Raw genomic sequence first — 956 nt, forward strand, 5'->3', positions numbered from 1 at the left:
GCCCTGTACGTGATGCCGTGCTTCTCAACGCGGCCGGGGCGATCGCAGCCTTCCGGGGCGTCGACGGCGTTCTCGAGGATGCCCTCACGGCCGGGCTCGAGACGGCGGCAGAGGCGATCGACAGCGGCCGGGCCACGGCCGTCCTGGAGCAGTGGGCCGAGGTCACCACGCGGCTGGATGCCGGTTCCGGACAGAAATGACCGGAGAAGAGTAAGGACACACGAACGACGGGGCCCGCACTGCATCGGTGCGGGCCCGTCGGTCGTCGGTGGTGCTGCGGGGTGTCAGTTCCCGATCGAGAAGCCGGCCTCGACGTCGGCGCTCGAATACGACTGGAACGCGATGTGGGTGACGGTCTTCGTCACGCCGTCGATCTTGTTGATGCCCCGGGTGACGACATCCGCGATCTTCTCGTGGTCGCGGACGCGGACCACCGCCACGAGGTCGACGTCGCCCGCGCAGGAGTACACCGTGTCGACGCCGTCGAGGTCGGCGACCGCTTGCGCGGTCTCGGGGATACGGTTCGCCTCGGCATCGATCAGGACGATCGCGTTGATCATGGGGGTCTCCTTCAACCTTCCTCGGGGATTGCATCAGCCTAAGCGGTGGGACGAGTCGGCGGAGAGGAGCCCGCGGACCGCGCGGGCCTCGCGCGCGAGCTCGGCCCACGCACTCCATCGGCCCGCACCTCGGGTCGGCTCGCACCAGCCCCGGCTCGCACGGACGATGCGGGTGCCCTCACCGTCGAGCCATCGCGCGACCAGACCGATCTCCTCCGGGGACGCGCCGCGCAGCGGTCCCGGGGACGGCCGCACCGTCTCGGCACCGGCGACGATCGCCTCCACGACGGGCATCGGACGCACGCCGCGCGGCGCCACGCCGGCGGACGCGAGCCGGCCTGCGCGGATCACCGCGAACTCCCACCCGCCTTCGGCGCGCGGACGCGCGGCGACGAG

At 71.5% G+C, this 956-nt stretch carries 1 protein-coding gene and 2 pseudogenes; 1 reads left to right on the top strand and 2 read right to left on the bottom strand.

What is annotated here, in order from left to right; all coding sequences use genetic code 11:
• Window positions 1-200, top strand: a pseudogene (locus tag R1101_RS28710) (anthranilate phosphoribosyltransferase); the annotation flags it as partial.
• Between the two features lie 84 nt (window positions 201-284).
• On the opposite strand, the gene R1101_RS0124385 reads toward R1101_RS28710, so the two are convergent.
• Both R1101_RS0124385 and R1101_RS28715 read right to left on the bottom strand, forming a co-directional pair.
• Window positions 285-560 (bottom strand): Lrp/AsnC family transcriptional regulator, encoded by a 276-nt coding sequence (locus R1101_RS0124385; RefSeq protein ID WP_016693842.1) that lies wholly within the window; start codon window positions 558-560, stop codon window positions 285-287.
• A gap of 33 nt (window positions 561-593) precedes the next feature.
• Window positions 594-956 (bottom strand): annotated as a pseudogene (locus tag R1101_RS28715) (DEDD exonuclease domain-containing protein); the annotation flags it as partial.

The organism is Rhodococcus sp. R1101 (assembly GCF_000278445.1).
Lineage (GTDB): Bacteria > Actinomycetota > Actinomycetes > Mycobacteriales > Mycobacteriaceae > Rhodococcus > Rhodococcus gordoniae.

Excerpts from the sequence above, each read along its gene's own strand:
- R1101_RS0124385 (WP_016693842.1), bottom strand. The coding sequence starts at position 560 with ATGATCAACGCGATCGTCCTGATCGATGCCGAGGCGAACCGTATCCCC.